17 protein-coding genes and 1 tRNA gene are annotated in these 19170 nt (G+C 57.0%); 11 read left to right on the forward strand and 7 right to left on the reverse strand.

What is annotated here, in order from left to right; genetic code table 11:
• Positions 1–2 precede the first annotated feature (2 nt).
• The 5 genes from NNA36_RS04160 (at position 3) to NNA36_RS04180 (ending at position 6906) form a co-directional block, all read left to right on the forward strand.
• Complete coding sequence (locus NNA36_RS04160) at positions 3–587, forward strand: hypothetical protein (RefSeq protein ID WP_255104482.1); 585 nt, start codon at positions 3–5, stop codon at positions 585–587.
• A gap of 8 nt (positions 588–595) precedes the next feature.
• Entirely contained in the window at positions 596–3709 is a 3114-nt protein-coding gene (locus tag NNA36_RS04165) for a type I restriction endonuclease subunit R (RefSeq protein ID WP_255104484.1), read from the forward strand.
• A 6-nt stretch (positions 3710–3715) separates the two neighbouring features.
• Positions 3716–4132 carry a hypothetical protein gene (locus NNA36_RS04170; protein WP_255104486.1) on the forward strand — a complete coding sequence of 139 codons (417 nt, stop codon included), beginning with the start codon at positions 3716–3718 and terminating at the stop codon, positions 4130–4132.
• A gap of 96 nt (positions 4133–4228) precedes the next feature.
• Positions 4229–5365, forward strand: a complete 1137-nt coding sequence (locus NNA36_RS04175) for a DUF4268 domain-containing protein (protein ID WP_255104488.1) — start codon at positions 4229–4231, stop codon at positions 5363–5365.
• A gap of 281 nt (positions 5366–5646) precedes the next feature.
• Entirely contained in the window at positions 5647–6906 is a 1260-nt protein-coding gene (locus tag NNA36_RS04180; RefSeq protein WP_255104489.1) for a hypothetical protein, read from the forward strand.
• A 176-nt stretch (positions 6907–7082) separates the two neighbouring features.
• Here the strand turns inward: NNA36_RS04180 and NNA36_RS04185 are convergent, their stop codons facing one another.
• Both NNA36_RS04185 and NNA36_RS04190 read right to left on the reverse strand, forming a co-directional pair.
• Positions 7083–8438, reverse strand: a complete 1356-nt coding sequence (locus NNA36_RS04185; RefSeq protein ID WP_255104491.1) for a site-specific integrase — start codon at positions 8436–8438, stop codon at positions 7083–7085.
• A 294-nt stretch (positions 8439–8732) separates the two neighbouring features.
• A tRNA-Cys gene (locus tag NNA36_RS04190) sits at positions 8733–8806 on the reverse strand.
• A 149-nt stretch (positions 8807–8955) separates the two neighbouring features.
• Between NNA36_RS04190 and NNA36_RS04195 the strand changes: the two genes are divergently transcribed.
• The 3 genes from NNA36_RS04195 (at position 8956) to NNA36_RS04205 (ending at position 12118) form a co-directional block, all read left to right on the forward strand.
• Positions 8956–9609: a protein-L-isoaspartate O-methyltransferase gene (locus tag NNA36_RS04195; protein WP_255104493.1), complete on the forward strand. Its 654-nt coding sequence runs from the start codon at positions 8956–8958 to the stop codon at positions 9607–9609.
• Between the two features lie 45 nt (positions 9610–9654).
• Positions 9655–11076, forward strand: a complete 1422-nt coding sequence (locus NNA36_RS04200) for a TolC family outer membrane protein (protein WP_255104495.1) — start codon at positions 9655–9657, stop codon at positions 11074–11076.
• Positions 11077–11149: 73 nt separating this feature from the next.
• The gene (locus NNA36_RS04205) at positions 11150–12118 is read left to right on the forward strand and encodes a hypothetical protein (RefSeq protein ID WP_255104497.1); all 969 of its coding nucleotides are present in this window, start codon (positions 11150–11152) and stop codon (positions 12116–12118) included.
• 105 nt (positions 12119–12223) lie between these two features.
• On the opposite strand, the gene NNA36_RS04210 is transcribed toward NNA36_RS04205, so the two are convergent.
• Positions 12224–12544: a DUF6280 family protein gene (locus NNA36_RS04210; protein ID WP_243614643.1), complete on the reverse strand. Its 321-nt coding sequence runs from the start codon at positions 12542–12544 to the stop codon at positions 12224–12226.
• 216 nt (positions 12545–12760) lie between these two features.
• On the opposite strand from NNA36_RS04210, the gene efp reads away from it, so the two are divergent.
• Positions 12761–13324 carry an elongation factor P gene (gene efp, locus NNA36_RS04215; RefSeq protein WP_255104499.1) on the forward strand — a complete coding sequence of 188 codons (564 nt, stop codon included), beginning with the start codon at positions 12761–12763 and terminating at the stop codon, positions 13322–13324.
• A 51-nt stretch (positions 13325–13375) separates the two neighbouring features.
• Here efp and NNA36_RS04220 read toward each other — a convergent pair whose 3' ends face one another.
• Both NNA36_RS04220 and NNA36_RS04225 read right to left on the reverse strand, forming a co-directional pair.
• Entirely contained in the window at positions 13376–14182 is an 807-nt protein-coding gene (locus NNA36_RS04220) for a fructosamine kinase family protein (RefSeq protein WP_255104501.1), read from the reverse strand.
• A complete protein-coding gene (locus NNA36_RS04225; protein WP_255104502.1) occupies positions 14179–14916 on the reverse strand; it encodes a folate-binding protein YgfZ in 738 nt (245 codons plus the stop codon). Before NNA36_RS04225 ends, NNA36_RS04220 begins: the two co-directional genes overlap by 4 nt.
• Before the next feature lie 74 nt (positions 14917–14990).
• Between NNA36_RS04225 and NNA36_RS04230 the strand changes: the two genes are divergently transcribed.
• Positions 14991–15668 carry a TIGR04283 family arsenosugar biosynthesis glycosyltransferase gene (locus NNA36_RS04230; protein WP_255104504.1) on the forward strand — a complete coding sequence of 226 codons (678 nt, stop codon included), beginning with the start codon at positions 14991–14993 and terminating at the stop codon, positions 15666–15668.
• Here NNA36_RS04230 and NNA36_RS04235 read toward each other — a convergent pair.
• Entirely contained in the window at positions 15665–17533 is a 1869-nt protein-coding gene (locus NNA36_RS04235; RefSeq protein WP_255104506.1) for an ABC transporter ATP-binding protein, read from the reverse strand. The two genes, NNA36_RS04230 and NNA36_RS04235, sit on opposite strands and share 4 nt — an antisense overlap.
• A gap of 202 nt (positions 17534–17735) precedes the next feature.
• Here NNA36_RS04235 and NNA36_RS04240 point away from each other — a divergent pair, with 202 nt between their 5' ends.
• Positions 17736–18935, forward strand: coding sequence for an alanine--glyoxylate aminotransferase family protein (locus tag NNA36_RS04240; protein WP_255104508.1), 1200 nt, complete (start codon positions 17736–17738; stop codon positions 18933–18935).
• Here the strand turns inward: NNA36_RS04240 and NNA36_RS04245 are convergent.
• The gene (locus tag NNA36_RS04245) at positions 18932–19114 is read right to left on the reverse strand and encodes a histidinol phosphate aminotransferase (protein ID WP_255104510.1); all 183 of its coding nucleotides are present in this window, start codon (positions 19112–19114) and stop codon (positions 18932–18934) included. The two genes, NNA36_RS04240 and NNA36_RS04245, sit on opposite strands and share 4 nt — an antisense overlap.
• Positions 19115–19170: the final 56 nt, after the last annotated feature.

Genomic DNA, 19170 nt, shown 5'->3' on the forward strand with positions numbered 1-19170 from the left:
CTATGACCATCAATGCTCAAGGCTATTTCAACCAGCTGCAAACCCAGCTTTCAGACAAATATTGCGTGTTGCCCAACGACGATGGGCAGCTAGTACTTTCCGAAAAACCTGAACCAGAGTCCCCCAAGCAAACCGTTCGCTTCACGTTTTCCGGTACAGCTCTGGCGGTCAAGCTCGATAAATTCCAAGCGCCTCTGTTCCATTTCTTGGAAAACAAAGGGCATCCTTGGTCGAAACGCTGCGACTTCGTTGTGTTCCATTGCCGGCGAAATGCCGTGCGGGCCTATTGCATCGAATTCAAAACTGCGCGCACTAATATCCCGGTCGATAAAGTGATCCCGCAGCTGAATGCAGGCCACCATTGGTGCGAGTCGCTTCACAACACGATCCGGAATTACACGGCATCGAAACGGCGTCTTCAGGTTTCAAAATACCTCTTCACCGCGAGCCTAGATCCTTCTGCCGTTTTGGATCCAACCGGGCGCTACCTTTTGAAGGATACGTCAATTCGACATTACAACTTTGATGAAGTTGATAGGATGGACTTGGACGACATGGAAAATGACCATGTGTATACTGTTAGTTGATTGATATTATGAGCAAACACACCGAAATCCGTTTTGAAGATGCTATCACCGAAAGCCTGACCACGGCGGGCGGATATGCCTTGGGCGACCCCGACGGCTTTGATGCCGAGCGCGGTTTGTTCCCAGATGAGGTCATCGCTTTCATCGAGGCGACACAGGCTAAACGTTGGGCCAGCCTACAGGAGTTCCACGGCGACCGGGCTAAGATTGCACTGCTGGACTCGCTCTGCAAAGAGCTGTCGGCCAAAGGCTCACTGCATGTGCTGCGCCATGGGTTCAAGTGTTTCGGCAAGACGTGGAAGCTAGCCTATTTCGCGCCCGCTTCGGGCATGAACCCCGACGCGTTGGCCGACTATGCTGCCAACCGCCCGACCGCCACGCGGCAGGTGCATTTCGACCCCAAGCAAAAGGGCCTCTCGCTTGATCTGGTGCTGTCGGTGAACGGCCTGCCCATCGTGACGATGGAATTGAAAAACCAGATGTCAGGCCAGACGGTCGAACATGCCAAGAAGCAATACAAGTTCGACCGTGATCCGACCTGTCCGATTTTCCGTTTCAAGGAACGCGCCCTGGTGCATTTCGCGGTTGATACCGATCTGGCCTATATGACCACGCGGCTGAGCGGGTCAAAAACTGTGTTCCTGCCTTTCAACAAGGGGCATGGGAACGGCGCGGGCAACCCGCCGGATGAAGACAATTATCGCACCGCCTATCTGTGGGAAGAGGTCCTGACCAAGGATAGCCTGATGGATATCCTGGCGCGTTTCTTGCATCTGGAGGTGAAGGAAACCAAAGTTGTGACCTCGCGCGGGATCAAGACCTCCCGCAAGGAAACGATGATCTTCCCGCGTTATCATCAGCTGGATTCGGTGCGGAAGCTGGTCGCCGATGCCAAGATGCAGGGGCCGAGCCACAACTACCTGATTCAACATTCTGCCGGGTCCGGTAAATCCAACTCGATCGCCTGGTTGGCACATCGCTTGTCGAGCCTGCACGATGAGAATGACCAGAAAGTTTTCAGCACTGTGATCGTGATCACCGATCGCCGCGTGCTGGACCAACAGCTGCAAGACACGATCTATCAGTTCGAGCACAAGCAAGGTGTGGTCGAGAAGATCGACGAGAACACCCAGCAGTTGGCCAAAGCTTTGTCTGGTGGTGTGCCGATCGTAATAACCACGATCCAGAAATTCCCGTTCATCGCGCAGGCATTGGACACGTTGTCTAGGAAGGGCGAAAGCGTTCAGATCGATACGACCGGCAAGAGCTTTGCCGTGATCGTGGACGAGGCGCACAGTTCCCAAAGCGGCGAGACCGCCATGGAACTGCGCAAGGTACTGAACCGCGAAGGCATCGCGGCCACTATCGCCGAACAGATCATTGACGATGAGGAGGAGCAGAACCTTTCGGATGACGCGAAAGAAGCACTGTTCCAAGAGATGCTAAAGCGCCCCCGCCAGAAGAACATCAGCTTTTTCGCGTTCACCGCGACGCCGAAGTACAAGACGCTGGCCGTTTTCAATGAGCCTGGACCGAACGGGAAGCCACCGTTTCATCATTACTCTATGAGGCAAGCCATCGAAGAAGGCTTCATCATGGACGTGCTCAGAAATTACACGACCTACAAAGCCTACTACGGGCTGATCAAATCGATCGAAGACGACCCCGAGGTGCCGCGAAAAAAAGCCGCCAAGCAGCTTGCGCGCTTCATGAGCCTGCACCCGATCAATATTGCGCAAAAGGTGGAAGTGATCATCGAACACTTCCGCCATCACACCCGACATAAGATAGGTGGACGGGCCAAGGCTATGGTGGTCACCAGCTCGCGATTACATGCTGTGCGTTACAAGCTGGCCTTCGACAAATATGTGAAAGAAAAAGGCTACGGCGACATCAAAGCACTGGTCGCGTTTTCCGGTTCAATCAAAGACCCTGACTTTCCCGAGAAGGAATACACCGAAGTCGGGATGAACAAGGGTATGAAAGAAAGCGAGTTGCCCAAGAAGTTCAGCACCGAGGGATACCAGGTGCTGCTCGTGGCCGATAAGTATCAGACCGGTTTTGACCAGCCTCTGCTTCACACGATGTACGTGGATAAACGCTTGTCAGGCATCCAGGCGGTACAGACGCTCTCTCGCCTCAATCGGCGGACAGCGGGCAAAGAAGGCACGTTCGTACTGGATTTCGTGAACGAGCGCGATGAGATCTTCCAGTCATTCAAGGACTACTACGAGACAACTGACGCTGGCGACGCGCCGGATCCACACCAGCTTTATGAGTTGCAACACTCTATCGAGGAATGGCGGATATTTGGCAGCGATGAAGTGGACCAGATTTGCGAGATCTGGTTCAAGAACCGTAAGGAACCGACGGCTTCCGATCACCGCAACATGAACGCGCTGATTGACCTTGCAGTCGAACGGTTTGCTTCACTGGAAGAAGGTGACCGCGAATTGCTGCGCGGGAAACTGACTAGCTTCCGAAACCTCTACGCCTTCTTGTCCCAAATCGTACCGTACCAGGATTCTGAGCAGGAAAAACTCTACACCTATCTTCGGCTTCTAATCCCGAAGCTGCCGAAACGAGCAGAGGATGATCCGTTTCAACTCGGCGATGAGGTGGAGCTGCAATACTACCGGCTGCAGAAAATCAGCGAGGGTGGCATCGATCTGTCGCAAGGAGAAGCTGAACCGTTGAAAGGGCCAACAGAAGTTGGCTCCGGCGTCTCCAAGGATGAAGCCGTCCGGCTCAGCTTGCTTGTTGATACACTCAACGAGCGGTTCGGAACCGAATTCGACAAAGCAGACGAGTTGTTCTTCGATCAAGTTGTCGAGGTAGCCACAGGGAAAGAAAAACTACGGGAAGCTGCTCGAGCAAACACCCTGGACAACTTTTCTTTGGTCTTTAACTCCATGCTTGAAGGCATGTTCATTGAACGAATGGATGGCAATGAAGAGATCTTTGCCAAACTGATGAATGATGATCGGTTTCGAGAGGCAGCTGCAAACGGTCTCGTAAAGCGTGTTTATGATTCAATTGTGGGAGTAAATGCCAGTTCGGACGATCCGGGCGACGACCCAGACACAGACGATCCCGGACCCATGATTGGCCGCGAGAAGTAGTAAGAAATGACCGACACAGAAAAGAAAGCAGCGCACAAACAACGTCTGGAGCAAAAGACCGACGTTACTTCTCGGCTAAGCGAAACGACTCGGTTTGTTGCATTTGGAATTGTTGCTTGGGTTTTCGCTGTTCAGGCCTCTGACGCAGAATTCTCGAAGACCTACATCCAAACATATGAAATTTGGATCAACACAGCAGGAGCGCTGGCAGTCATATCGATTGCGGGCGACTATTTTCAGTATCTATGCGCATATTTGTCCGTGAAGCATGCTTTGACGAGAAAGGAGCAAGGCTACAAATTCAACAGAAACCATCCCGCCTATTTTTTGCAGACGGCGTTCTTCATCATTAAGCAATTTGCCGTAGGACTTGGTTCAATTGCTATTGCCACGACCTTCGCGCTTCATGTTTTTCTGAACTAAGCCATCCTTGCAATCCGAAAGCTTAACCCAATTACTAATGGCTGAACGGTGACCTGCTACCCTAACAGCTTCACGACAGGAGAGAAAACTCGAGCCATGTTCCGCGTTGACTTGAACCAAAATCGATTGTCCCGACTGTCCCAGAAGCGCTTTGCAGATTTGAATCTTCGCGAGCGAGATCACTTGCAGGAATGGCTGGCCAACCAGCCTGACGCGCTTGGTGAGGAGTTGTTGATCATTCAGAAAGAGTTCGACGGGTTCGATGAAACCCGCGAACGGCTAGACCTTCTTGCGCTAGACAAGGATGGCAACCTTGTTGTGATCGAAAATAAGCTGGATGACAGCGGGCGCGATGTGGCTTGGCAGGCGCTAAAATACACCGCGTACGTGTCTGGTCTAACCAAGACCCAGATTGTCGATATCTACCAGCAATACCTCGATCGCTATGCTGGCGGCGGAAATGCTGCCGTTCGGCTCTGCGAATTCATGGAAGTGGAGGAGCTGGAAGAAACAGTGCTGAACCCTGGCAACGATCAGCGAATGATCTTTATTGCCGCCAATTTCCGTCGTGAGGTCACAGCGACGGTTCTATGGCTCTTGAGCCGTGGGATCCGGGCGCAGTGTTTTAAGGTAACGCCTTATGCTTTCGGGGATGAATTGATGGTCGATATTCAACAGATTATTCCTACGCCGGAAGCCGCCGACTTCATGATTGGAATGTCGAGCAAAGAAAACGAAGAGAAGGCGATCCAAGACACGCAGAAGAAGCGGCACAAGCTGCGCTTAGAATTCTGGGAAGCTGCCCTCGAACAGCTTCGTGTCGATGGGGTTACGCTCTACCAGAATATCAGCCCGACGAAGGACCATTGGCTAAGTGCTGGGTCCGGCACGAGGTCCTGCCCTTATCAAATGATTTTCTCGAGAGACGAGGCACGTGTGGAGATCAGCTTTCAGCGCTCTGAAACCTCAGAAAACAAATGGCTCTTCGATCAGCTCTACAGTCAAAGGGACGCAATCCAAGCGGCATTCGGCGCTGAACTCGATTGGCGGAGGATGGACAACAAGAAAGCCAGCCGTATCGTTTACGCTCAACCCTTTGACGGCTTCAACCGCGAAGCTTGGCCCGAAATGATTGCCTGGCTGGCCACGCATATTCAGATGTTGGAAGCAGCGTTTAGCGAACCACTATCCCGCCTGAACCGCGAGGTCCGCTCTAAAGACGAAGCAATTTAGTTCCGTTTCTCAGGTCTTGGGCGATAAGCAAATATGAGCCCTTCCTCGCGTTCATGATTGAAAGGTCGCCGGTTGTGGAGACCTTAGCAGGAGGGGGTAATGCTTAAAATTGAAAAGAAAATAGATACACTGCCGTGAATGCCCGCCCTTATGACCCACAATGGACGACTGACAGTCCGACCTTGTCGGAGTGTTTGGATAGCTTGTGCGCGGAACTAACCAGTGCGCAAACGGGGAAGCGAAAGCGGAGAAGGGATGCCCAACCACGATTCGAAGCTGCTGTGAAGGCTATTGCCCTAGATCTTTTCAGGGCACATCAGAGCGATCCTGCTTTGGAAGTGGGGATTGCAACCGGCTGGACTGCACTACAGCGGAAGAGCAAGTCTAGATACGGAGCCAGCTTCATATCGGCCCGTACCTTCACCGACGCGATGGAAGTACTAGAAACATCTGGCTTGATAGCGTTGAGCACTCCACATTGGGACGATCCGGCCAACAGACACAGCCGTGTGGCCCGTTACATGGCATCTCCTGCCCTACTTGGTCGTTTTCAGAACGTAGGCGCATCTGTGGTCGATCTTCGGAGGAACGAGACTGCAGAAGGTATTCGGCTTAAGGATTCCAAAAAGCGTTTGGTCGAGTATGGCGATAACGGTTTCGCCAACAACGCGCGTGGCAAGTTGCGGATCATAAATGATATGCTTGAAAGCCATTGGGCGGATATTGCACTGACAAATGAGCAACTTGCCGCAGAGTTGAAGCGCATTTCCAGAAACCGGGAGGATGAAGCTGCTCAGTCTTTTGACTTCGCTGCGCGTACCGTGCACCGCGTCTTCAACAACGACGATTGGGAGCAGGGCGGGCGCTTTTATGGTGCTTGGTGGATGAGTTGTCCAAGTAGGCTTAGGCCCTACATACTGATCGACGGGAAGCGCACGGTTGAGGTGGACTACGCGGGGCTGCACGCAGCCATGCTCTATGCGCTAGAGGGCTTGCCCATTCCAGATGATCCCTATCAGCGATGCTTGGCTCACGCGGGGAACAAGGCAGAGCGGCGACTGGTCAAGCGAACTTTCAACGCGCTCCTTAACGCTGACGGGGTGCAGGGTATCAACGAGATTGAAGGTTACACGGCGGACCTGACGGGCCGACAGTGGAATGAGTTCAAGCAGTTTGTCGTCAGTAGCTATCCCGAGTTCGAACGGCACTTCGGTTCAGGTGTCGGGCTAAAATTGCAGCGCAAGGATAGTGATCTGGCCGAGGCCGTTATGCTGAAGTTCGCGGCGATGGGCTATTCCTGCCTTCCTGTCCATGACAGCTTTATTGTCCATCACGGGCTAGAACAGGACCTTGCAAACGCGATGAATAGCGCATTTCACGCGGAGTTCGGTATCGACAGCAAGGTCGGTGTTGATGTTGGACTTGGTGAAACTGTTGAAGGTGGTGGCTCGCATATTGAGGCTGACATAGGAGAACTACTTAACCCAACTGGCTATGAGGCGAGATTGACCGCATACCGGCTAAACCATGGTGTTGCGTGAGCCGAGCACATCTGGACTTTCTCTACAGACGAGGGACTAAGAGAGCACCCCCCAAGCAAAATAAAAAAGGCTGAGGCATTCTGCCGATCGAGATAAGCCGGGTATTCCACTGATCGCTCACGCCCTCCCGGCGCTCCCCCCTCATTACTGGTAACGATAAGGAGCGCCGAGCCGGTTCAGACCTGAAACCGGCCGATGGCCTCTTTGAGCTGGGCCAACGTGTAGCCTTCGCGGTTGTAAACCTCCTGCGTGACGCCAGAGCGCGCGTGGCCGACTATGCATTGCACAATGGGTTCGGGAACATCTGCTTGGCTCAGTCGCGTTACTACAGTGTGCCGCAGGCTATGGAAAACAAGGCCTGGCTGCTTGATCCCCAGCTTGGGTAAGAAACTCTCATTGCACCAGCGGCCTAAGTTGCGGCCATAGCCGCCATTGGCGCTGTAGCTGTAGTCAGGAAACAGCCGTGTGCCATTGCGGCGGCTGTCCACGAAGTCAAGAAAGCCAAGGCTGATCAAATCTGAATGCAGCGGCACCTTGCGCCTTCCTGCTTTCGACTTGATGCGCTTATTATCGTCGCCTTCGTCCGTGATATTCAGAAACCATGTGTCGCCGTCTTGCTGCACGTCTGCAATGTCGAGTTGGCAAATCTCGTTCAGTCGTGCCCCGGTAAACATTCCCAAGAGCATTCCCCATTTGTGGCTGTCTTTGCGCACCAGCCCTGACGGCTTCTCCGTCAACGCGCTGTAGATCAACTGCGCCTGATCCGGTGTGAAAGGCTTCCGCTCGCTGTCGCTGGCTTTGTCCTTCCGTACCTTCATTCCTTCAAAGAGCGTGTGCGGCGCATGTCCGTGCCGCTCCGCCCAGTCGAAGAACATCTTGAACATCTGAATATGGCTGTTGATCGTCTTCGCCGCGATCTTCTTGTGACCGGGTTCCTTGATGACCTGCATCAACGGCATTGCCTTCAACTTGGGTTTGGTGTTCCGGCTGGACGGTAGCGCCTGTAAGACTTTCTTAACCTCGCTCGCATCCTGCTTGGTGATCGTGGCAAGCAGCCGGTCAGGACCAAAGAACTCAACAAGAATGCTTAGGTAGGCGCGATTCTGACTAGTCGTCTTTGAGGTCCATTGTCGCGAATGCTCTGTGATGAAGTCCTCTATCGTCGAGCCTAGGGATGAAGATGCTGGTAAAGCGCTAGCTGAGCGGGCACTGGGTCGCACTGGAACTTCGTCGAATGAATAATGCTCTAGTTTCTCGGCTGCTTCTAGGACGCGTTTGAGCATGTCTCTGCGCCCTTTTCTTAACTCAATGGATATACCGGGAAGACTGGCATTCCACTCGTCATCAGAAATCTGCATCTTTCGTTTAAATCGAGCGATCGGCAGGTATTGGGGATTCAGACTTTCGATGTCCACCATGCAGCCATGGTCCAACATCTCTTCCCGTGCATCTGCCAGTGCATTCTTTGAAATGCCGTAGCAGTGTAGACGGTCGAGATACTGTTCCAATTGGGCCTTAAAATATGCTTTCACCCTGTCGCGTATCTCATCTTGCCTTAAGCGTGCCAATGCGTTGTTCTCACTGATAACTTTTCCACAAGATGCAAGATAGCGTGCAAGATCACCAGCTTGTTTTGGGCAACATGTTCTCAGCGATAGCCTTACACTTCCTCTAGAAGGGGCACTTAGGGAATGGAGGGGCCAGCGGAAGTAATAAATCCCATGTCGAGACTTCGATAAGTAAGTTGGCATCTTCATGACGGTATGGTGTCTCACTTTGTGTCACACCCGACGCCAAAGCCTGTAACCGTCTGATTTAGAAGAAAATGGAGGCGAGTACCGGAATCGAACCGGTGTACACGGATTTGCAATCCGCTGCGTCACCACTCCGCCAACTCGCCGACCTTGTGGTGGAGTGGGCAATAGCTGATCTGTCGCAGGGCCGCAAGAGGCTTTGAGAGGGAAATCACGTCGCGGGACGTTGCCGCTTGGGGCGATCTGTGGCAAGACAGGCTTAATTCCCGAGTCTGAACGAACGAGTTTAGTTAAGATGACCGACTACAAGACCCTTCGCACCACAATGGTAGATACACAGGTTCGTCCGGCGGATGTGACCAAATACACCGTTATCGATGCCCTGCTTGCAGTTCCAAGGGAGAATTTCGTGCCGCGTGACAAGCGTGACGCAGCCTATGTCGGGGAACATGTGACCCTGGATACCGGTCGCGTCGTGCTGGATGCGCGCTGTCTTTCGAAGATGCTGGATGCGCTGGACATTCAAAATGACGAGCTGGTCCTGGATATCGGTTCGGGCCTTGGGTATTCGGCGGCGGTTATTGCCCGCATGGCGGAAGCTGTGGTCGCGGTGGAAGACGATGAGGACCGCGTGGCCGACGCGCAGGCGGCGCTGGCCGAGTTCGGCGCGGACAACGTGATCATGCACCAGGGCGAGTTGGTGGCCGGTGCCGCTGAACATGGTCCCTATGACGTGATCGTCGTGGAAGGCGCGGTAGAAATTATGCCCGACAGTCTGCTTGACCAGTTGAAAGAAGGCGGTCGGATCGTATCTTTGTTCATGGACGGCGCGTTGGGTGTCGTGCGTGTTGGCTACAAGATTGACGGCGTGATGAACTGGCGTCAGGCGTTCAACGCCGGTGCGCCGGTGTTGCCGGGCTTTGAAAAGCATCGGGCCTTCACGCTGTAAAACAATAAAGCTGCAAAGCGGCAGGACAGTAACGGGGGAGAGCGGATGGCTCTGGGGTTTGCGAAATCGGTGAAAGCGGGCGTTGCAGCCCTGGCACTCATGGCGGCGGCGCCTGTCCAGGTCGCCGCAGAGACCCTTGGGGAGGCGCTGGTCAGCGCTTATAACCACAGCGGTCTTCTGCAACAGAACCGTGCCCTTCTGCGGGCAGCTGATGAAGACGTTGCCGCGACCTTTGCCTTGTTGCGCCCGGTGATTAACTGGACGGGATCGGTGGGGCGGGGATACAGCCACTTCGCAAGTCAGCAGACAGGCGGTCTGGCTCGTACCAATGCGGCTACGGAGATCGAGCTTGGCCTGAGTTTCAGCCTGCTGTTGTACGATGGCGGCGCCACCCAGGCGGCGGTTGAAGCATCCAAGCAAACCGTTTTGGCCACACGCCAGCAGCTGGTTTCGGTTGAGCAGAATGTTCTTCTGCAAGCGGTGCAGGCCTATATGAATGTGGTGCGTGATGCGCAGATCGTCGAGCTGCGCCGCAACAACCTGCGCCTAGTATCGCGTGAGCTTCAGGCTGCGAAAGATCGTTTCGAAGTGGGGGAAGTCACCCGGACCGATGTGGCGCTTGCGGAAGCGCGCCTTGCCGGTGGGCGTGCTGAGCTCGCGGTTGCCCAAGGCAACCTGATGCAGTCGAAGGAACAATATGCGGCGGCTGTCGGGCATGCGCCGGGTGCGCTTGTTGCACCGCGTGGTGCCCCCTCGACGCCAGCACGGTCTGAAGAGGCCAAGCAGATTGCGGTACGCGGTCACCCGGACCTGCGGGCCGTGCAACATAACATCAAGGCTGCGGAATTTGGCGTGCAGCGTGCCGAAGCCGCGTTGAAGCCGACGGTGCGGCTGAATAGCGGTGTGACCTTGACCCAGGACCTTGGGCATTCGAACTTTTATTCCAATGGCGGTTCGGTTTCTCTTGGACTGGAAGCACCGATTTATCAGGGTGGCCGTCTTTCGGCGCTGATCCGTCAGGCGATGGCCAACCGGGATGCCCAGAAGGGCAACCTGCACGTGGTGCGCCATTCGGTGCGCGAGAATGCGGGGGTTGCATGGGCGACGCTGGCCGCAGCCGGTGCGCAGTTGGAGGCAAGTGGACGTCAGATCGAGGCTTCGCGGATCGCCTTTGATGGTGTGCGCGAGGAAGCCAAACTGGGATCGCGCACGACTCTGGATGTTTTGATTGCCGAGCAGGACCTGCTGGACGCCGAATCGAATCGCATCACCGCGCAGACCGGCAAGATCACGGCGGCCTATAGCCTGCTTGCATCCATGGGGCTTTTGACGGCGGATCATCTCAACCTCAAGGTCGAGCAATACGATCCCGAAGCCTATTATAATATGGTCAAGGATGCGCCTGCGATGAAATCCAAGCGCGGTAAGCAGCTGGATAACGTGTTGCGCGCATTGGGAAAAGAATAACAATTCTTCCTATCTGTTGTGCGGATTGTGGGCTGAGGCTACACTTGCCCGGAGGCAAGAGTGGTGAATTGGTATGTCTAACCCTGTAACGAATGTAGAAATCGAAGACGTTCTGTCGTCGATCCGTCGGCTGGTGTCCGAGGGAAGCCGTACTGCGCCTGCCGAAGACATGGAAAAGCCCGAAACGGCGATTGTTCCAGAGGTCGCGGCCACCCCGGAGCCTGAAATCGATGACCGGCTTGTTCTGACGCCGGCCCTGCGTGTGGCCGAGGTTGAGGACGAGCCGTCCGACGACATCCTGCGCAGTGTCGAGGCCGATCTAGAAGCGATTGAAGACGGTGCGAGCGAGGAAGTAGAGGCCGCTCTTTCCGAGGCGCACGATCACGCGTGGGAAGATCCTGGCGCGACTTTTGAAGTGGCGGAGGCCGTGGAGGAAGCGCCATTCGTTGCGGTGGAAGATGTTGCCGAAGATGAGGTCGAAGACGGTATTGCCCTTGAGCGTGCCAAAGAGCTGGATGCGCGGATTGTTCGCTGGGAGCATCTGAGCGAGATTGATGCGGCTCCTTATGAGCCTGATGAGGCTGGGGACAGCGAATACGCGGGCACCGATGTCGAGCGTCTTCAATGGGAAGATGCCGAAGAGGTCGAGGCGCCCGAGGTGGAAACCGCGGCAGAGCCGGATATTGCACCTGAAGATGCCGCCCCAGCGGTCGAGGCATTGGAAGAACGTGTTGCCGAACTTTCCGATGAAGATGCGGAGACGTCCGAGGACGTGCTTGAGGGGCTGGCGCAGCAGCTTGAGCAAGAGGCCGTGTCCGGTGTTCATCGCGCCGTGGAGACGGCTGCCGCGGATGAAATGGACCTGGGCGATCTGAATGACGACAGTGTCGTCACGCTGGATGAGGGCTCATTACGCGATCTGGTTGCCGATATTGTTCGGCAGGAATTGCAGGGTGCGCTGGGGGAACGTATCACCCGCAATGTCCGTAAGCTGGTGCGCCGCGAAATCCATCGTGCGCTGGCGGCGCATGATCTGGACTGAGCCCGTCTTTTCCCGGCTGTAGAAATCGCGCCTGCTGTAGGCAATAGACAAAAGAAAAGCGCGCCTGAAAGCGGCGCGCCATTCTTCTAAAGACGTGCGAAAGGATCAGGCGGCTTCGGCCTGTTGCGCAGCGTTGCGGCGCTCGCTTTCTTCACGCGACAGGGCAACCGAGGTGCGAACACCTTTGCCCACGAATTCCATCAGACCCTGAACGACACGTTCGTTCGGATCGATACCGGCACAGCTCAGCACTTCGCGGCCATCGCGCGAACGTGCCCAGCGGGCGATTTGTTCAGGGCCGTTACCGTACTTCTTGTCGTCGGCAATGGCATCATCAAGTGCGGCAAGAACAACGGCCGCAAAAAGCTTGCGAGCACGGTTGCCCTGTTCATTATTGAAAGCCGTACCATCAACGAAATCTCGCATCTCGTCGTCCTTGTATTATTGCTCTTGTCTTTTCGGCGTGGCGCCCCTTATGGCGTAGTTGTGTTGATTCGGGTAGTGCAGTTTTGCATATCTTCTATGCAAATTGTGCATATCTTTCTGCAGCTGCACAACGAGATCGGTGCCTTGCCACATGTCAACCTGCCAGATATAGGTGCGTGCAAATTCCGATCAACCTTTAAGTCATGGTTTTGTCACATGCCCAAAATCAACGGTAATGAAATTCGCCCTGGCAACGTGCTGGAGCACAGCGGTGGTCTTTGGGCTGCTGTCAAAGTCGACCACGTCAAGCCCGGCAAGGGCGGGGCATTTGCCCAGGTGGAAATGCGCAACCTTCGCAACGGTTCCAAGCTGAACGAGCGTTTCCGCAGCGCCGACAAAGTCGAGCGCGTACGTCTGGAGCAGAAAGACCAGCAATTCCTCTATGAGGATGACGGCATGCTGATCTTCATGGACACCGAGACCTATGAGCAGATCCAGCTTCCGGCGGATCTTCTGGGGGAACGTCGTCCGTTCCTGCAAGACGGCATGACCATCGTCGTGGAATTCTACGAGAGCGAGGCGCTGAATGCCACGCTGCCCCAGAAGGTGACCTGCACCATCGAAGAGACCGAGCCGGTTGTTAAGGGGCAGACCGCGGCGAACTCGTTCAAGCCTGCACTGCTGGACAATGGCGTGCGCGTAATGGTGCCGCCGTTTGTTGGCACGGGTGAGGCGATCATCGTCAACACCGAGACCATGGAATATTCGGAACGCGCCTGATTTCAGGCTGTTTCCAAGTGATTTGGGCCTGCCCTTCGGGGTGGGCCTTTTTCATGCGCCGAGTTTGGTGAGGCAGTCATTCACCATTGAGCGGTAGGAGGCACCAAACAGGCGCAGGTGCACGATCGCGGGCCAAAGCTGGTAGGCGGGGCGTCGTTCGAGGATGTCAGGCGCGATCTCGCCATATCCGTCATAAAAAGCGCGGGGCGGTGTGCCGAACAAGTGCAACATCGCAAGGTCGACTTCTGCATCGCCGTAATAGCAGGCCGGGTCGATCAGGAAGGCCTGATTGCCGGAAAAGAGGGCGTTCCCGGTCCAGAGGTCACCGTGAAGAAGCGAGGCCGGTGGCGTAGTGGGCAGGAGGTCCTGAAGGTGGGGGACAAGGTTTTCGAGACGATGGGCAATGTCCGTAGGCACATGTGGCAGAAAGGGCAGGATGCGGTTGCTCGCCCAGAATGCTGGCCAGTCGTCTGATTGCGTGTTGTGAATGGCGACATCGCCAAATGCATAGTCTTCCGACCAGCCATAGGCGGCGCTCTGCGTTCCATGCAGTTGACGAAGGCCGGATCCAAGGGTGCGCCATGCCGTTTCCGAGCCGCGCGCTTCCGCGATGTATTGCAGGAAAAGGGTGTTTGCAGCCTCACCCAGCACCTCTGGCACCGGAGCCCCAGCCCGGGACATGGCGGCCAGCATCCGACCTTCTGTCGCGACGAGGGTGCCGCGCTTTGCGATCACCTCCCGACCGTCCGAGAAGGTAAGGTGCCAGACTTCGGAGAGGTCACCGCCGTGCAGGCGGCGCTGGTTTGTCGGGAAGACCCCGAAAACCTTTGCAGCCGCCTGTTCAAGGGGTGGTGTCATTCTGCAAGCTGTACCGTGGCACTTCCGGCTGTCATGTCATCGCCAGCGCGGTCAAAGCGCAGGTAGGCGATGGCCTTGTCGCCAGAGCGGGTGAGCAGGGTGCCGATGTCGCGGTCATTGCGTTGAATGGGGGTTCCGGCTGTGGCCTCGCCCGAGACGTTGACGATGGCCAGACCTTTGCGCAGTTCGGTCTTGTGCTTCATGCGTGCGGTCACTTCTTGCCCAACGTAACAGCCCTTGCGGAAATCGACGCCGTGCAGGCGTTCGAAACCCGCCTCGAGAATATAGGTGTCAGGCGTCAGTTCGATGCCAGTTTCCGGGACACAATGGGCCACGCGCAGGGCGTCCCAGTCAGTGGTGTCGGTGTCCTGCGGGGTGTCGCGATAGGCGCGCCAGCCCAGTTCGGGATGCCGGGGGTCGGCAAAGCCATCGGCGGGCACCGCGTCTAGGCCGCGATGCAGGTGCAGGCCGGTTTCGGAAATCGTCACGTCGGCGCGCAGTTTGTACATGTTGAGGCGGGTCATGAGGCCAGTCGCCAGAGAGGTATCTACATCGAGCAAGATGGAGTCATCCGCAGGCACAAGGAAGAAATCCGCGAGATACTTGCCCTGCGGTGTCAGGATCGCCGCGTAGACCAGACCGTCCTGCAACCGTTCGATATCGTTGGTGACAAGCCCCTGCAGAAAATGCTGGGTGTCCGGTCCGGTAAGTGAAAAAATCGTGCGCTGGGTCATCTGTCGCGGTCCTGTTCCTTGTTCCCAGAGTCATATAGAGAGAATGCGGCCATGCAACAGGGCAGGAGAGAGAAATGCGCGCACCAATCTCGGTTGTGATCCCGACGCTGAATGCCGAGGCGGCCTTGCCTGGTTGTCTGGCAGCGCTGTTTGAAGGGTTGAACGCCGGGGTGATCCGCGAGTTGGTGATCGTGGATGGCGGCTCAATGGATGAGACCGTGAAGATCGCGGAAGAGGCCGGGGCGACGGTTGTTCAATCGGCCCCCTCGCGCGGCGGGCAGTTGCGGGCCGGGGTTGCCGCGTCGAAAGGCGACTGGGTGCTTGCGCTGCACGCGGATACGCAGTTGGCGGAAGGCTGGAGTGACGTGGTGGCTGGGCATCTGTCCAGCGAGAAGGCGGGCTATTTCAAGCTGTGTTTTGATCGCAAAGGGCTGGCGCCCCGCATCGTGGCAGGATGGGCCAATCTAAGGTCACGCCTTTTGGGGTTGCCTTACGGGGATCAGGGCATGTTGGTGAGCCGCGCTCTCTATACCGAAGTGGGCGGCTACCCTGATATCCCGTTGATGGAGGATGTGGCGCTGGCGCGGGCGCTGAAGGGGCGGATGGTGCCTTTGCAGGCCCATGCCGTGACCAGCGCCGGGAAATACGTGCGGCAAGGATGGCTGCGCCGGGGCGGGCGCAACCTTTGGACGCTTGCCCGGTACTTTACCGGGGTATCGCCCGAGAAACTGGCCGACGCCTACCGGCGTTAACCCACAAGGCGGCCGAGGATGCGGCCAAACCAGCTGCGGGGCGCTGTATCTGTGGCGGGTTCGGTCACGATGGCGTTCTTCATGGCGCGCTCTTCGGCGGTCATGCCGTCGGTGTTGAACTGCATGTTGTAGAGGCTGGCATAGATGCCGCCACGCGCGATCAACTCGTCATGGGTGCCTTCGTCGACCACCTGACCCTTGTCCATGACCACGATCTTGTCGGCTTCGCGCACGGTGCTGAGACGGTGGGCGATCACAAGGGTGGTCCGTCCCTTGGCAAGCTTGTCGAGGGCTTCCTGAACCACGGTTTCCGATTGGGCGTCCAGCGCGCTGGTGGCCTCGTCCAGCAGGAGGATCGGGGTGTTGCGCAGGAGCGCACGCGCAATCACGACGCGCTGGCGCTGGCCGCCTGACAGGTTGGTGCCGCGCGGTCCAACCGGGGTATCAAGACCCTGTGGCAGCTTCTTGAGGAAATCGGTGACATGGGCCGCGTCGAGGGCCGATTTCAGCTTGGCTTCGCTGACGTCGGTGCGGCCCAGCACGATGTTCTCGCGCACGGTTTCGTCGAACAGGAGGGCCTCTTGCGAGACAACCGAGAACATGTCGCGCAGGTCTTCAAGCCGCATGGCACCGGTCGGCACGCCGCCGATCGTGACGCGGCCTGATTGGGGATCGACAAGGCGGGTCAGGAGGTTGAAGACGGTGGATTTGCCGGCGCCCGAGGCCCCGACAATCGCGGTGGTCTTGCCGGCCTCGGCGGTGAAGGTCGCGCCACGTAGAACCTTGGCGTCGCCATAGGCGAGTTTCGTGGCTTCGAGGCGGATTTCCGGTGTGTCCTGTGGCGCAGGCATCGGGTTCTTAGGCGAGACCAGTGTCGGTTCGCTTTCGATCAGTTCCTTGATGCGTTCGATGCCAGAGGCCGCAACCTGCCAGATGCCCGAGATCGCGCCGAGACGCCGCAATGGTTCGAAGGCAAAGCCGATGGCGGTGAAGAAGCTCATGAACTGGCCAACGGTTTTTTCGCCGGAAATGATTTCGCCACCGCCGAAAATGAGGACCGCGAGGAAGCCGAGGCCGGCCATGACATCTGCCATCGCGGTGATGGTTGCAGAGCCCGCCATGACGCGCACTTCAGTTTTCACATAGGTGTTGGTGATCTCGTTGAAGCGGTTGGACTGGTAGTCCTCAAGACGATTCAGTTTGACGGGAATGATGCCGTGGAACACCTCGTCGAGCCGCGTCGCCAGGGTTGCGCCAAGGTCCCGTGCCTCGCGGGCGCGACGGCGGACGAACCGCTGGGCGGCAACGGTGGGCAGGATCAGGATCGGGGTGCCGATCAGGGCAACGACGGTCCATTTCCAGTCAATGCTGATGGCGACGCCCAGAAGCGCAATGAGCGAGATCGTGTCACGCCCCGCGCCGGTGATGACCGCGGACCAGACGTTGTTGATGGATTGCACGTCGGTCTGGACACGCTGGATCAGGTAGCCGGGGGGGTGGGTCTGGTGAAAGCTGTTGTCCTGGATCATCATCCGTTCCAGCAGCTTGCGGCGTACGTCGGCGGCGGTGTTCTGGGCAATGTGAGACATGGTGACCTTCTGGACCAGGCCCGACAGGCCACGGGTGCAGAAGATGCCAAGGAAGATCAGGCCAACTGTCCAGAGAGCGCCCGTGTTGCCGGTGGCAAAGACGTTGTCGAACATCGGCTTCATCATGTAGCTGAGTGCGCCCAGCATTGAGCCTTCGATGGCCATGAAGAAGATCGAGATCAGGAGCAGCCAGGCGTATTTTTTGAGGAAGCTCCGCCACAACCAGACGAGAAGGCCCTTGCCCGGTTTGCTTTCGGTCTTGTCGGTCTCGCTCACGTCGCTTGCACCTTGTTCTTTCGCGGTTGGCGACCGCAGAGATCCTTGGGAACTTTACGCAGTGCCCCCGCGTTTTGTCCAGTTGTCGCCGTGCTGCTGCCTACTGCAAGGGGGAAGGGGGGGCAAGCCTGCGGAAAAACGTCAGCGGGAGATTGACGACGCAATTGTTGGGCGTAGTGTTTGCCATTCAAGGGAGCAGAACATGACACTATCCAACGGACGAAGCTATCTGGCCATTCCGGGGCCATCGGTGATGCCTGACCGGGTGCTGCGCGAAATGCACCGTGCGGCGCCGAACATCTATGAGGGCGAGGTGGTCGATATGACCGCCGGACTTATCGGCGATTTGAAGCGGGTGGCGGGCACGCGGCACTTTGCAACGATTTATATCGGCAACGGCCATGCCGCCTGGGAGGCGGCGCTGTCGAACGTGGTGGCCCCCGGTGAAAAGGTTCTGGTGCCTGCGACGGGTCTGTTCGGCATGGGCTGGGCCGAGATGGCGCGCGGCATCGGGGCCGAGGTAGAGGTGGTTGATTTCGGACTGAAGGACGGAATGGATCTTGGGCGAGTGCAGGAGATTCTGGTGGCTGACGAGGCGCATGAGATCAAGGCGGTGTTGGGTGTGCATGTCGATACGTCGACATCCCTCAAGACGGACGTGCAGGGCCTGCGTGCGGCGATGGATGCGGCGGAGCATCCGGCGCTTTTGATGGCAGATTGCATTGCCTCGCTGGGGTGTGACCGTTTCGAAATGGACGCCTGGGGCGTGGACGTGATGGTGGCGGCCTCGCAAAAGGGGCTGATGGTGCCGCCGGGCATGGGGTTTGTGTTCTTCAACGACAAGGCCGCAGCCGTGCGGGCCGCTATGCCTCGTGTGAGCCGTTACTGGGACTGGGCTCCGCGCGCCGAACCGGAGGCGTTTTATCAGTATTTTGGCGGCACTGCCCCGACGCATCACCTTTATGGTCTGCGGGCGGCGCTGGACATGATTGTCCGGGAAGAAGGGCTCGAGGCCGTCTGGGCGCGGCACGAGACACTGGCGCGGGCGATCTGGTCCGCGGTTGAGGCCTGGGGGCAGGGTGGACCGATTGCCCTGAATGTTGCCGATCCCGCCAAGCGCAGCCACGCCGTGACATCGCTGCATATCGGCGCGCCGCATGGCACCGACCTGCGCCGCTGGACCGAAGCCAACGTAGGCGTCACCCTTGGTATCGGGCTGGGCATGTCGAATGCGGATGATCCGCAAGGCGACGGGTATTTCCGCTTTGGACATATGGGGCACGTCAATGCGCACATGGTTCTTGGGATGCTGTCCACGGTTCAGGCGGGCATGAAAGCCCTTGGCATCCCCTTTGGCGATGGTGCGCTGGATGCGGCTGTAGAGGTGGTGTCCGGGGCCTAGCGGTTCCGGACCCTTCGTTCGAGGAAGGTGATCGCGTAGTTCATGGCAAGGCCCGTCAGCATCACGGCGGGCAGGCCCCAGACCACCCAGATCACCCCGAAAACCCAGATCAGGTTGACGAAGCCCATGACAAGGGCCGGTGTCGTGTAGTTCTCAACGCGTTGGATGGGGCGTGCCATTCTTGCTCTCCTTCGGTAACAGGATAGCGCAGAATTGGTAGATGTCTGTTGAAAGA

The organism is Shimia sp. CNT1-13L.2, from assembly GCF_024331145.1.
Lineage (GTDB): Bacteria > Pseudomonadota > Alphaproteobacteria > Rhodobacterales > Rhodobacteraceae > Shimia.

What these genes read in the sequence shown, in the direction of transcription:
- NNA36_RS04200 (WP_255104495.1), top strand. Translation starts at nt 9,655, where the DNA reads ATGGCTCTGGGGTTTGCGAAATCGGTGAAAGCGGGCGTTGCAGCCCTG.
- NNA36_RS04240 (WP_255104508.1), top strand. Translation starts at nt 17,736, where the DNA reads ATGACACTATCCAACGGACGAAGCTATCTGGCCATTCCGGGGCCATCG.
- NNA36_RS04170 (WP_255104486.1), top strand. Translation starts at nt 3,716, where the DNA reads ATGACCGACACAGAAAAGAAAGCAGCGCACAAACAACGTCTGGAGCAA.
- efp (WP_255104499.1), top strand. Translation starts at nt 12,761, where the DNA reads ATGCCCAAAATCAACGGTAATGAAATTCGCCCTGGCAACGTGCTGGAG.
- NNA36_RS04220 (WP_255104501.1), bottom strand. Translation starts at nt 14,182, where the DNA reads ATGACACCACCCCTTGAACAGGCGGCTGCAAAGGTTTTCGGGGTCTTC.
- NNA36_RS04175 (WP_255104488.1), top strand. Translation starts at nt 4,229, where the DNA reads ATGTTCCGCGTTGACTTGAACCAAAATCGATTGTCCCGACTGTCCCAG.
- NNA36_RS04205 (WP_255104497.1), top strand. Translation starts at nt 11,150, where the DNA reads ATGTCTAACCCTGTAACGAATGTAGAAATCGAAGACGTTCTGTCGTCG.
- NNA36_RS04165 (WP_255104484.1), top strand. Translation starts at nt 596, where the DNA reads ATGAGCAAACACACCGAAATCCGTTTTGAAGATGCTATCACCGAAAGC.
- NNA36_RS04160 (WP_255104482.1), top strand. Translation starts at nt 3, where the DNA reads ATGACCATCAATGCTCAAGGCTATTTCAACCAGCTGCAAACCCAGCTT.
- NNA36_RS04210 (WP_243614643.1), bottom strand. Translation starts at nt 12,544, where the DNA reads ATGCGAGATTTCGTTGATGGTACGGCTTTCAATAATGAACAGGGCAAC.
- NNA36_RS04245 (WP_255104510.1), bottom strand. Translation starts at nt 19,114, where the DNA reads ATGGCACGCCCCATCCAACGCGTTGAGAACTACACGACACCGGCCCTT.
- NNA36_RS04230 (WP_255104504.1), top strand. Translation starts at nt 14,991, where the DNA reads ATGCGCGCACCAATCTCGGTTGTGATCCCGACGCTGAATGCCGAGGCG.
- NNA36_RS04225 (WP_255104502.1), bottom strand. Translation starts at nt 14,916, where the DNA reads ATGACCCAGCGCACGATTTTTTCACTTACCGGACCGGACACCCAGCAT.
- NNA36_RS04195 (WP_255104493.1), top strand. Translation starts at nt 8,956, where the DNA reads ATGACCGACTACAAGACCCTTCGCACCACAATGGTAGATACACAGGTT.